Source organism: Rhodopseudomonas sp. BR0G17 (genome assembly GCF_010907025.1).
Classification (GTDB): Bacteria; Pseudomonadota; Alphaproteobacteria; order Rhizobiales; family Xanthobacteraceae; genus Rhodopseudomonas; species Rhodopseudomonas palustris_H.
The window spans coordinates 1-11,967 of sequence record NZ_QUML01000061.1 but is presented as its reverse complement, the minus strand read 5'-3'; the positions used below and the strand labels follow the sequence as shown (position 1 = coordinate 11,967).

At 65.1% G+C, this 11,967-nt stretch carries 9 protein-coding genes; 1 reads left to right on the top strand and 8 read right to left on the bottom strand.

Annotated features, from left to right (window positions below):
- Window positions 1-134: 134 nt before the first annotated feature.
- From cbbX to DY467_RS24730, 6 genes are all read right to left on the bottom strand, one after another.
- Entirely contained in the window at window positions 135-1,061 is a 927-nt protein-coding gene (gene cbbX, locus DY467_RS24755) for a CbbX protein (protein ID WP_164639666.1), read from the bottom strand.
- 2 nt (window positions 1,062-1,063) lie between these two features.
- Window positions 1,064-1,486: a ribulose bisphosphate carboxylase small subunit gene (locus DY467_RS24750; RefSeq protein ID WP_013503624.1), complete on the bottom strand. Its 423-nt coding sequence runs from the start codon at window positions 1,484-1,486 to the stop codon at window positions 1,064-1,066.
- A gap of 154 nt (window positions 1,487-1,640) precedes the next feature.
- Window positions 1,641-3,098 carry a form I ribulose bisphosphate carboxylase large subunit gene (locus tag DY467_RS24745; RefSeq protein WP_107343569.1) on the bottom strand — a complete coding sequence of 486 codons (1,458 nt, stop codon included), beginning with the start codon at window positions 3,096-3,098 and terminating at the stop codon, window positions 1,641-1,643.
- Between the two features lie 202 nt (window positions 3,099-3,300).
- On the bottom strand, window positions 3,301-6,012 hold the full coding sequence (locus DY467_RS24740) for a PAS domain S-box protein (protein ID WP_164639664.1): 2,712 nt from the start codon (window positions 6,010-6,012) through the stop codon (window positions 3,301-3,303).
- 15 nt (window positions 6,013-6,027) lie between these two features.
- Window positions 6,028-6,864, bottom strand: a complete 837-nt coding sequence (locus DY467_RS24735) for a response regulator (protein WP_164639662.1) — start codon at window positions 6,862-6,864, stop codon at window positions 6,028-6,030.
- A 21-nt stretch (window positions 6,865-6,885) separates the two neighbouring features.
- On the bottom strand, window positions 6,886-7,575 hold the full coding sequence (locus DY467_RS24730; protein ID WP_164639660.1) for a response regulator: 690 nt from the start codon (window positions 7,573-7,575) through the stop codon (window positions 6,886-6,888).
- 591 nt (window positions 7,576-8,166) lie between these two features.
- Here DY467_RS24730 and DY467_RS24725 point away from each other — a divergent pair.
- Window positions 8,167-9,135, top strand: coding sequence for a LysR family transcriptional regulator (locus DY467_RS24725; RefSeq protein WP_164639658.1), 969 nt, complete (start codon window positions 8,167-8,169; stop codon window positions 9,133-9,135).
- Window positions 9,136-9,665: 530 nt separating this feature from the next.
- Here the strand turns inward: DY467_RS24725 and hemA are convergent.
- A complete protein-coding gene (gene hemA, locus DY467_RS24720; RefSeq protein WP_164639656.1) occupies window positions 9,666-10,877 on the bottom strand; it encodes a 5-aminolevulinate synthase in 1,212 nt (403 codons plus the stop codon).
- Window positions 10,874-11,938, bottom strand: a complete 1,065-nt coding sequence (puhE, locus tag DY467_RS24715) for a putative photosynthetic complex assembly protein PuhE (protein ID WP_107343563.1) — start codon at window positions 11,936-11,938, stop codon at window positions 10,874-10,876. The genes hemA and puhE overlap by 4 nt, the downstream gene beginning before the upstream one ends.
- Window positions 11,939-11,967 lie beyond the last annotated feature (29 nt).

Sequence of the window (11,967 nt, the reverse complement as noted above, 5' to 3'; positions counted from 1 at the left end):
CACGGCAGCGGATGAACTCTTCGCCACCCCACCCCGCTCGCTGCGCGAGCGACCCTCCCCCTCCAGGGGAGGGTCATCCTCGCAGCGACTGCATACTCTCCTTGTGATCGCCCGCCGCGCGGGGGAGAGTTGAACTACTCGCCGCTCCCCGCGCCCTTCCCGAACACCCGACTCGCCAGCACATCGCCCGCCTCAATCGTCATGATGTCCTCGGCGGTCAGTGAACGGTCGAGGTCGGCGATCAGGCGGTTGGCCTGGCGGAGGCGGATGCGGTCGAGCGCGTTGCGGATCGAGCGGGCGTTGGCGAACAACGGCTGGGTCTTGCGGATGCCGATGTAGCGCTCGAACGCGGCCTTCGCTTCGGGGGCGAAGTGATAGTTCTGCTCGTTCAGCATCCCTTCGGCGATCGTCAGCAGTTCACCGTCGGTGTAGTCCGGGAAGTCGATATGGTGGGCGATCCGCGAGCGGAAGCCGGGATTGCTCTGGAAGAACTTCTCCATCCGGTCGGCATAGCCGGCCAGGATCACCACCAAATCGTCGCGCTGGTTCTCCATCACCTGGAGCAGGATCTCGATCGCTTCCTGGCCGTAGTCGCGCTCGTTCTCCGGGCGATACAGATAGTAGGCCTCGTCGATGAACAGCACGCCGCCCATCGCCTTCTTCAGCACTTCCTTGGTCTTCGGGGCGGTGTGGCCGATATATTGCCCGACCAGTTCGTCGCGGGTCACCGAGACGACGTGGCCGCGGCGCACGAAGCCGAGCTTGTGCAGGATCGAGGCGATGCGCAGCGCCACCGTAGTCTTGCCGGTGCCGGGATTGCCGGTGAACGACATGTGCAGCGTCGGGTTGCCGGTGGCGAGCCCCATCCGCTTGCGCAGGCGTTCGACCAGAAGCAGCGCCGCGATCTCGCGGATGCGGGTCTTGACCGGCTTGAGCCCGACCAGCTCGCGATCGAGCTGATCCAGCACCTCACCGATGCCCACCTCGTTGAACTCGGCGCGGAGATCGACGCGCGCGGGCGGCGCGTCGTCTCCATTGGGCGTCGTTGCTGTCGCGTCCACGATCAGCCTCCGTAGCGGCGGCCTTCAGGCTTGTCGGCCGAATAGGCACGCGTGGTGTACCGCATGTTGCGGCCGTCGGACTCTTGACGGTCGAGCCGGAAGCCGGGCTCGTCCTTCGGACGGTTGACGATGAACGACAGCCGCACCGATTCCCAGCCATGCGAGGAGTCGAACGCCGACAGCCGGATGTAGCGATCGCCGTAGATCTTGCGGCATTCGTTCAGTTCCATCATCACGCCGGCGGCGTCCTGCAGATCGAACATCGGCAGGCCCCACATCTCCCAATAGGTATTGCGGGGATGCGGGTCGTCGGTGAACTCGAGGTTCACCGCCCAGCCCTTGGACAGCGCGTATTGCACCTGGGCGGCGATCTGCTCGTCGGTGAGATCGGGCAGGAACGAGAAACAGCCTTGGGTCAGTCGCATTGGAAATTGCTCCTTGGTTTTCGCCGTGCACCGAAAGCCTGCGTCATTGCGAGCGAAGCGAAGCAATCCAGCGCAGTGCACCGGGCTTCTGGATTGCTTCGTCACTTCGCTCCTCGCAATGACGGGTCAAGGCCAATCGGCCGGGTTGAGGTTGTTAGACCGACACCGACGGGGTCGGCGCGTAGTCGGGGGTGTCGGTGGATTCGTAGTTGAAGGTCACGTTCTTCCAGGTGTCGAGCGCGGCCTTCAGCGGCGTGCAGGTCTGCGCCGCCTTGGCGAGGATTTCCGGACCTTCGTGCAGGTAGTCGCGGCCCTCGTTGCGGGCGAGGATCATGGCTTCCAGCGCGACGCGGTTGGCGGTGGCGCCGGCCGCGATGCCCATCGGATGGCCGATGGTGCCGCCGCCGAACTGCAGCACGACGTCTTCGCCGAGCAGATGGAGCAACTGGTGCATCTGGCCGGCGTGGATGCCGCCCGAGGCCACCGGCATCAGCTTGTTGAGGCTGGCCCAATGCTGGTCGAAGAACAGCCCGTTCTCCAGCGCCATCGGGTTGAAGTCCTCGCGGCAGATGTCGTAGTAGCCCTTGGTGGTCGCCGGATCGCCCTCCAGCTTGCCGACCACGGTGCCGGCATGGATGTGGTCGACGCCGGCGAGCCGCATCCACTTGGCGATGACGCGGAACGACACGCCGTGATTGCGCTGCCGCGTGTAGGTCGAGTGACCGGCACGATGCAGATGCAGGATCATGTCGTTCTTGCGCGCCCACTTCGCCATCGACTGGATCGCGGTGTAGCCGATCACGAGGTCGATCATCACGATGATCGAGCCAAGCTCCTTGGCGTATTCGGCGCGCTCGTACATGTCCTCCATCGTAGCAGCGGTGACGTTGAGGTAGGTGCCCTTGATCTCGCCGGTCTGGGCCTGCGCCTTGTTGACCGCCTCCATGCAGTACAGGAAGCGCTCACGCCAATGCATGAACGGCTGCGAGTTGATGTTCTCGTCGTCCTTGGTGAAGTCGAGACCGCCCTTCAGCGCCTCATACACCACGCGGCCGTAGTTGCGGCCCGACAGGCCGAGCTTCGGCTTGACGGTGGCGCCGAGCAGCGGCCGGCCGAACTTGTCCATGCGCTCGCGCTCGACCACGATGCCCGTCGCCGGGCCCTGGAACGTCTTCACATAGGCGATCGGCAGCCGCATATCCTCGAGCCGCAGCGCCTTGAGCGGCTTGAAGCCGAACACGTTGCCGATGATCGACGCGGTGAGGTTGGCGATCGAGCCGGCCTCGAACAGGTCGAGGTCATAGGCGATGTAGGCGAAGTACTGGCCGGGCGAATTCGGCACCGGATCGACGCGGTAGCACTTGGCGCGATACTTCTCGGCTGCGGTCAGGCGGTCGGTCCACACCACCGTCCAGGTCGCGGTGGACGATTCACCGGCGACGGCCGCGGCGGCTTCGATCGGATCGACGCCGTCCTGCGGGGTGACGCGGAACAGCGCGATAACGTCGGTGTCCTTCGGCTCGTAGTCGGGCTCCCAATAGCCCATCTTCTTGTATTCCATCACGCCCGAGCGATAGCGGTCCTTGCCGCGGATGGTGACTGCTTCGTTCATGTCGTCCTCCTTGAAAGCCCTGGCCGGCCGAGGCGGCTGGATGGTCGGACACCGTTCGGGAACTCGATCGCGAAGTTCGCGCTGAGCCGATCGGCGTCGCGGGATGCGTTGTGGGAGGACATTGACCACAACCGCGAAAATAAGAGAAATTTTATTATCTTCGATATCGCAAAAGAATTTCTTATATCGTCCGGCGACGCGATCAGGCCACCTCAGACGGAGCGTCGAGCACCGGCTCGGCGTTGTCGAGCGCGGCGTGAAGCGCCGCAAACGCATCGGGAATATCCTTGTGGGGGGCGCAGGCGGCCTCCATCCGGCGGCACGCTGCCGCTAATTGCTTGAAGCCGAGCTGACCGGCGAGCGACACCGTCTTGTGAGCTGTGGCGCCGAGCGCGGTCCGCGCCTCGTGATCGAGCTTCATCGCGTCGATGTGGTGCGGCCACTGCGTCCTGATACGCGCGATGGTGTCGCGAAGCTGCTCGGAAAAGCCCGCGATATCGTGGTCGCTGGCGAACATCCGCAGATCTTCCAGCGCAGCCTGATCGCGCACCGGATGGTCCGGCTCGGAGCCAAGCTCGATCGGCGCCAATGGCTCGGACGGCACATGCGCGATATCGCCGTCGATCCATCGCGCCACGCAGGCCAGCAGTTCGGCGCGGTTGATCGGCTTGCCGAGGTGGCCGTCGACGCCCGCCGCTTTGTAGCGCTCGACCTGCTCGGGAAGCACGTTGGCGGTGAGCGCGATGATCGGCACGTCGCGGTAAATACAGCCGAGCGCGCGGATCCGGCGGGTGGCTTCCAGCCCGTCCATCTCGCCCATCTGGACGTCCATGAAGATCAGGTCGTAGCTACGGCTCGCCACCATCGCGATCGCGGCCGCGCCGCTGTCGGCGAGATCGACCAGGTGGCCGGCCCGGGTCAGCATGGTCTTGCACAGATCGCGGTTCATCTCGACGTCGTCGACCACCAGGATCTTGGCCGAGCGGCTGCAATGGACCTGCGCATCGTGGCGCTCGATATCGAGCCGTTCGGCGACCGGCATCTCGACTTCGAAATAGAACGTGCTGCCGGCGCCCGGCTGGCTTTCGATCTTGAGTTCGCTGTGCATCGCCTGGACGATCCGCTGCGAGATCGCCAGCCCGAGGCCGGTGCCGCCGAATTTGCGCGAGATCGTCTCATCGGCCTGGCTGAAGCGCTTGAACAGCCCTTTCTGCGCCTCCGGCGAAATCCCGATGCCGGTGTCGGCAACCGAAATGCGCAGCCGGACCAGATGATCGACCCGCCCGATGCACGACACGATCAGCTCGACCGATCCGGCCGAGGTGAACTTGACGGCGTTGTTCATCAGGTTGAGCAGCACCTGACGGAGCCGCACCGCATCGCCGATCAGCACCGGCGGCGTGGCCCGCGCGGTCGCGATCAGCTTCAGCCCCTTCTCGTCCGCCTTCGGCTCGATGATCGAGGCGCAATTGGCGATCAGCTCGTTGATGTAGAGCGGCTTGCTCTCCAGCGTGACGCCGCAGGCTTCGATCTTCGAGAAGTCGAGAATGTCGTCGATGATCACCCGCAGCGAGTCGCTGGCCTCGAAGATCCGCATCACCTGACGGCGTGTATCCGGCGCCAGCGTCTCGTCCTCCAGCACCAGATCGGCATAACCGATGATGCCGTTCAGCGGGGTGCGGATTTCGTGGCTCATATTGGCGAGGAAGTCCGCCTTGGCGGCGCTGGCCTGCTCGGCGGTGGCGCGCGCGGCCTTGAGTTCGTCCTCGTATTTGAGCTGTTCGGTGAGATCGACCGCGATCCCCAGCACGCCGAGATTGACGCCGTCACGGGTGCGCAGCCGGCTGAGGGTGAGCCGGGTCGGGATCCGGTTGCCGAGCGCATCGATGTAGGTCCACACCGCGGTGTCGGGATCGTTACGGGCAAGGCGCGCCTGCAGCACACCGAGATTGGTGTTGACGGTCACTCCCTCCTTGCGTATCGCGTCGGCACGCGCGGCGAGTTCGTCAGGGTCGTGGAACAGCATCGCGGTCGCGCGGCCGATCAGATCGGAGGCCTTGTAGCCCAGCATGCGCTCGGCGGCCGGATTGAACAGCGTGATGGTGCCGGAGACGTCGGTGGCGATCACCGCATAGGCGGCGCGTTCGAGGATGGCGGTCTGCAGCGTCAGCGTTTTCTCGAGCTGGCAGGTGCGCTCGGCGACCTGGCGCTCCAGCGCGGCGTTGAGGTCGTGAACCTCGCGCTCCGCCTGCACCAGATCGGTGATGTCGCGCATCGACGCCGCCATCCCGATCAGCCGGCCGTCATCGGCGCGGATCGGCGAGATGCTGACCGCGACATCGACCAGCGTGCCGTTCGCCCGCTTGCGCTTGGTCCAGAGATACGCGAACGCGGTGCCGTCGCTGATACCGGACAGCATCTGCTGCTCTTCGTCGCGCAGATCGTCGGGGACCATCAGCTCGGTGGCGTTCTGGCCGATCGCCCGCTCGGCGGTGTAGCCGAACAGCCGCTCGGCGGTCTTGTTCCAGCTCAGCACCGTGCCGTCGATCGACTGGCCGACGATCGCGTAGCTCGATCCCTCGACGATCGCCGCAAGATGCGCCTGCTTGAGCTTGTGCGCGTTGCGCCGCTCGTAGCGCGACAATTGCAGTTCGATCAGACCGGCGATCGACAGGCCGACCGCCAGCGAGATCACGAAGATCCACCAGGGAACGTCGAGCCCGTGCCCGAGGCCGGGAGGCTCCCAGGTGCGGGTGTATTGCGAGGCGATCCGTCCGGCCATCACGCTGAGCGAGACGATCACGGCGACGCCGACCAGGCGGATCAAGGCTCGCCCGCCCCGCCGCACCGGCCGGCGCGGCGCCGGAATCAGTGCACCTTCGAACTTCCTCTTGGCGTCTTTGAAGTCGTTCATCGGTGCGCCATCCGCCTAGACCGCAGGGTCCGGCCTGGGCTCGCCGGTGCAGTATTGCTGGATGGTGTCGAACAGCGCCTGCACGTCGAACGACTTCTTGAAGATCGCCACTGCGCCGGAGTAGCCCAGCATGTCGCGCTTCAGCAGCTTGGCGGTGGCTTCATCGATCTCCCATCCGCTGAGGACGATGACGGGGATCTGCGCCGTCGTGCGCGAGCTGCGCAGCCGCATGATCAGGAAGTCGGCGTCGCCTTCCGGCATGTGATAGTCGGTCACCACCACGCTCGGATACTGACCGGCCGCCATCCGCAATGCACGGGCGGCGTTCGGCGCATACAGCACCTCGATCCCGAGTTTCTTCAGCCGGCTCGCCAGGAACTGGCCGACCTGCTCGTCGTCGTCGACCACCAGCACGCGCGGCCGGATCGGCAGCACGTCGGGCCCGGCCATCAGCGGCCCGGTGTGCTCGGCGATCGCTTCGGCCATCTGCGGAAAGATCTCGGTGAGCGCGCAGCTGATGTGATGCCAGAACTGCTCACATTTGCAGGCGTAGAACATCCCCATCGCCTCGCAGCGCTCCAGCGTCTCCTCGCAGGTGATGCCGGTGACGACGATGACGTCGACCGGCAGACCGCCCGGTTCGAGCAGGTGAAACGAAGCGGTGAGCCCGTCGAGCTTTGGCATGTTGATGTCGACGATGATCAGGTCCGGCGACTTGCGCCTCGCCTTGAGCAGCATCTGCAGCCCGTTGGTGGCGGTGTCGACCTCGAAGCCGATCTTGCGGCATCGCGCCGACAATGCGGCCAAAACCGCCGGATCGTCGTCCGCAATCAGGATCACAGGGGCGCTCATACGGCTCTCCAGTCGCGCTGATCAATCCGGCCGCAGGCCGCTGTTCTGGTCCAAGAGGTCGAGCAGGTCGTCGAGGCGGGACACCACGTCGGGCCGGGAAGCTGGATCGTGCACCGCATGCTTCAGCGCGCGTTCCACCGCGGCCGCAGCCGCGCTGATCGCCGCAAAGCCGTAGATCCCGGCAACGCCGACCAGCTTGTGAGCCACATGGCGCAGCCCATCCGGCGCCGCCCCGGATTCGAACGGCTCCCGCAGCTCGCACAGCAGTACGGCGTCTTCCCTGAAACGGTCGCGGATCTCGACGTCGGGAAGCGGGCCGGCGTCGTCGGCAGCCGCCGCTGCAAGCTCGAGATAACTGCGCACGCTGCTGATCAGTTCGCGCAGATTGAACGGCTTGGCGATGATGCCGGAGGCACCGAGCGACTTGAAATCGGAGATGTCGTCGAACCGGCCGCAGGCGGTGGTGAAGACCACCGGGATGCTCATGGTGACAGGCTGATTGCGGAGTTCTTCGAGGAATTGCACGCCGTCGACATCCGGCATCGAAACATCGCTGAGGATCAGGTCCGGCAGCCATTCGGCTGCGGCGCGCACCCCTTCCTCGGCGGAAAGGCATCCCCTGGTTTCAAGATCCGGATCTCGGGACAACACCGCGGCGACGACCTTCAGCATCGCTGGATCGTCATCAATATGCAGAATACGACTTTTCACACGACCTCCCTTTCGATGATCGTATGTCGCTTTTGCCGTGGCGACAGCCAGCCACTCCGTATCACGCAACGAAACAGCGAGAATGACGATAATTCGACCGCTAATATACCGTTTAAATGACCGTGATTCTCGTGCACTGCAAAGCCAAACCGGCCGATACTCGTTATCTCACGTAGTTACGTAGTAATCATGGCATTCACTGCAGCGCATCAAAAGATGCCTATATTGCCGAGCTTCTTGCCGCAAAATCACAATACCCGCCATTGCGTCGAACTAATCACTAGATCGTTCAATTCAGGAGGGACCCACAGCCGCCAACTAACAGGTCAGGCACAACCCCTCCCCGCTTCGCACCCGATCTCGTACGCTCCCCTCCGCACAGCCATGCCGCCATAAGACGAGGCCGACTCGGACGAGCCCGGCCATCGCTGGGGCAATCGCCCTCGGCAGAAGGTAGCCCAAGGGCTTGCACGCTTCGTGCACCCGTCCCCCCATAAGACACGGACCAAGGGTGACAGCCCCGCGTCCAGGTTGACCCTCTCGGGCGAATAGCCGACAGTTCGCAATCGTTCCCGCACGCGTGTTTGTTTGATGAGCCGACAGTTCAAAACCGTCTCGATTCGCCAGCTTCGCGCGCTGGCGGCGCTGGCTGAGACCGGCAGCATCACGGCGGCGGCCGGCAAGCTGAACCTGACCCAGCCGGCAGTGACGCTGCAGCTCCGCAATCTGCAGGCGCTGGCCGATCTGCCGCTGATCCAGCGCAGCAACGACGGGATGCGGCTGACCGATGCCGGGCGCGAGGTGCTGGCGCTCAGCGAGCGGATCGAGGCGGCGATCGCCGCCTGCGAGACCTCGCTGGAGATGATCGCCGGCAAGACCGCGGGGCGGATTTCGATCGGTGCGGTGTCGACCGCAAAGTACTTCGTGCCGTTCGCGATCTCCGGCTTCCTCAAGCGCCATCCGAAGATCGATGTCCACCTGTCGATCGGCAACCGCCAGGAGATCGGCGCCGAGCTGCGCAACTACGAGCTCGACATCGCCATCATGGGGCGGCCGCCGGTCGACCTCGAAGTCGACGTCCATCTGATCGGCGACCACCCCCACGTCATCATCGCGCCGACCGCGCACCGGCTGGCACGCAAGGACAACATCGCGCCGAAGGAGCTCGCGAACGAAACCTTCGTCACCCGCGAGCCCGGCTCCGGCACCCGCAGCCTGATGGAGCAGTTCTTCGGCGGCGCCGGCATCAGCCCGCCGATCGGCATGGAAATGAGCAGCAACGAAACCATCAAGCAGGCGGTGATCGCCGGGCTCGGCGTCGCTTTCATTTCGGCCCACACCGTCGCCACCGAGCTCGACGAGCGCCGGCTGGTGATCCTGGACGTCGAGGGGCTGCCGGTGGTGCGGCAATGGTTTGTGGTCAGCCGCAAGGACAAGGTGCTGCTGCCGCCGGCGCGGGCGATGCTGGAGTTCATCAAGGCCGAAGGCTCGCACTTCCTGCCGCGCACCCATGGCCGGATGCGGCTCACCCGGCCGTCGCCGCGCGGCAAGCGGGGCTGAACCGAGGGGGCGGCCAGTTCTGACCCGCTGAGCCCGCGCCTCGCCGTCGAAAGATCTGAAGCTCGGCTATGCCGAAACGCCCCCTCGCCCGGATCGCTGCGCCATCCGACCACTCCCCACGCGCGGGGAGAGATTAGAGCATCTCTGCTTTTGACAGAATCAGGACCGAACTTCCTAGCGGTCGCAGCTTGTAGAGCCTCATGGTGAGGAGGCGCGAAGCGCCGTCTCGAACCATGCGCCGCACGCGATGTGGCTCCTCATCCTTCGAGACGCCCGGCTTTGCCGGGCTCCTCAGGATGAGGACTTCAGACGCTTGGCAAAGGCCAAATCCGCTTCAATCAATCGATGAAGCGCTCTAGGCCGAGCGCGAGACTGAGGCTCTCAAACGCCCAAGCCTCCACTATGGGCTTCGGCGTTTGACCGAAGCACACCGCCGCAGCGCCCGGGCCTGAAGCGCGGAGCCCCGCAAAAAACAAAGGCGCGCGCCGGGAGGCGCGCGCCAGTCTTTCTCGGGTAGATCAGTGAAGGACTCAGGCGGCCTTGGCGAGGCCGACCCGTGCCCAAATTTCAGAGAGCGCCTGCACCAGATGCTCGATGTCGGCGTCGGTGTGCTGCGGCGACGGCGTGATCCGCAGCCGCTCCGTGCCACGCGGCACGGTCGGATAGTTGATCGGCTGCACATAGATGCCGTAGCGGTTGATCAGCTCGTCGCTGATCTGCTTGCACAGCACCGCATCGCCGACCATCACCGGCACGATGTGGCTCGGGTTCGGCATATGGGCGACGCCGACCTGGTCGAGCCGCATCCGCAGCCGCGCGACGCGATCCTGGTGACGATCACGCTCGGCCGAGCTGGAGCGGATGTGGCGGACGCTTGCCAGCGCACCGGCGGCGACCGCCGGCGGCAGCGAGGTCGAGAAGATGAAGCCCGAGGCGAAGCTGCGGACGAAATCGCACAGCGCCGCCGAGCCGGTGATGTAGCCGCCGACGATGCCGAACGCTTTCGCCAGCGTGCCCTCGATCACCGTGAGGCGGTGGCTGAGGCCTTCGCGATCGGCGATGCCGCCGCCGTTCGGGCCGTACAGGCCGACGCCGTGCACCTCATCCAGATAAGTCATGGCGTTGTGCGCGTCGGCGACGTCGCAGATCTCGGCGATCGGCGCGATGTCGCCGTCCATCGAGTACACCGACTCGAACGCCACCAGCTTCGGCGCATGCGGGTCGAGATCGGCGAGCTTGCGCTCGAGGTCGCGCGGGTCGTTATGCGCGAAGATCCGGGTCTCGCTGCGGCTGTGGCGGATGCCTTCGATCATCGAGGCGTGGTTCAGCTCGTCCGACAGAATCACGCAGCCGGGCATGCGCGATGCCAGCGTCGACAGCGTCGCCCAGTTCGAGACATAGCCCGATGCGAACAGCAGGCCGGCTTCCTTGCCGTGCAGCGCGGCGAGCTCCTGCTCCAGCAGCACGTGATAGTGGTTGGTGCCCGCGATGTTGCGGGTGCCGCCGGCGCCGGCGCCGCAGCTGTCCAGCGCCTCGTGCATCGCGCTCAGCACCGCCGGGTGCTGGCCCATGCCGAGATAGTCATTGGAGCACCATACCGTAACTTCGTTGGTGCCTTCGGGCCGATGGTGAGTCGCGCGCGGGAACGAACCCGCGTGACGCTCGAGGTCGGCGAACACGCGATAGCGACCCTCGCGATGGAGGCCTTCGATCTGCCGCTTGAAATAGGCTTCGTAGTTCATGACGTCCTCCCGTTGAGCGTCGCGGCGGGTTCTGCGACCCGTGCCGTTGCCAAGCCGCTCCGTGGATGTTGCTCCAGGAAGGTCTGGCGGAACTGGTCTTCCAGCCGCTGCCGGGCGCACAGCTGGCGCGCCTTCGGCTGCGCCTCTTCGGCGCGGGCGGTGGGGACGACGACGAGCTGCGGCGCGGCGGAGCGAGCCTCAGCGGCGGTCGGAGCTTCTGAAAGCTGCGCAGACGATCCCTGCGCGGATGCAGCCGTGATGGTGGCGGAGGGTTTCTGTTCCATGACGTTGTTCTCCGGCGAGAAACCTGGACGAATGCCCCAGCTCCACAGCGTGATGGCAGGCAGGGGCAGCAGCATGAACCAATGCTCAACGACGCCGAGCGCAAACAGCGTCGACACCAGCGTGAGACCAACCACTTCAAACGGCGTATCGGCGACTTCGACAATGCGCTGGATCATAACCACCAGCACTGCGGTCGCCATTGTCACAGAAATCGGGAAGAACGCGCTGACCGGCTTGCGGGCGAAGTAGGTCTTCAAGAACTGGACGGCATCCGGCATCAGCTCGTCATTGGTGACGGGCACGCCGAGGAACAGATTGATCTTGGCGCTCTGGCGCAGCACCCACAGCGCCGTATAGGTCCACAGCCCGACCTGGTTTTCGGCGCCGAACGTCACCGCGAGCACCACAGCGCCGCAAGCGAGCAGGCAGAGCTCGTGATAGAGGATGGCCTGCAGCGCGTAGCTGAAGCGCATGAAGCCCTTGGCGTCGGGCGGGCACGGTTCGGCCCGCGGGCCGGTGAGCCAGCCCGACAGGAACGCGATTTCCTGCGCCCCCCACAGGAAGATGATGCAGCTGAACGCCATGTAGGCCGCGCCGACGCTGACGTCGTGCGCGGTGACCGACAGGCCGCACAGCGCGATGGTGAGCATTCCCCCGGCGCACACCGCCCGCAGCAATTCGGAGCGGCCGACGCTGCCGACCAGGAGCAGCACCGCTCCGGTGGAGAACCACCAGACGAAGGCTGCGAAGACCGGTGGGCCGAGGTAGCTGACCATCCCCCCGTCCCCCCCCCCACGCCGGACGC

What these genes read in the sequence shown, in the direction of transcription:
- DY467_RS24750 (WP_013503624.1), bottom strand. Translation starts at nt 1,486, where the DNA reads ATGCGACTGACCCAAGGCTGTTTCTCGTTCCTGCCCGATCTCACCGAC.
- DY467_RS24745 (WP_107343569.1), bottom strand. Translation starts at nt 3,098, where the DNA reads ATGAACGAAGCAGTCACCATCCGCGGCAAGGACCGCTATCGCTCGGGC.
- DY467_RS24740 (WP_164639664.1), bottom strand. Translation starts at nt 6,012, where the DNA reads ATGAACGACTTCAAAGACGCCAAGAGGAAGTTCGAAGGTGCACTGATT.
- DY467_RS24735 (WP_164639662.1), bottom strand. Translation starts at nt 6,864, where the DNA reads ATGAGCGCCCCTGTGATCCTGATTGCGGACGACGATCCGGCGGTTTTG.
- DY467_RS24725 (WP_164639658.1), top strand. Translation starts at nt 8,167, where the DNA reads ATGAGCCGACAGTTCAAAACCGTCTCGATTCGCCAGCTTCGCGCGCTG.
- hemA (WP_164639656.1), bottom strand. Translation starts at nt 10,877, where the DNA reads ATGAACTACGAAGCCTATTTCAAGCGGCAGATCGAAGGCCTCCATCGC.
- puhE (WP_107343563.1), bottom strand. Translation starts at nt 11,938, where the DNA reads ATGGTCAGCTACCTCGGCCCACCGGTCTTCGCAGCCTTCGTCTGGTGG.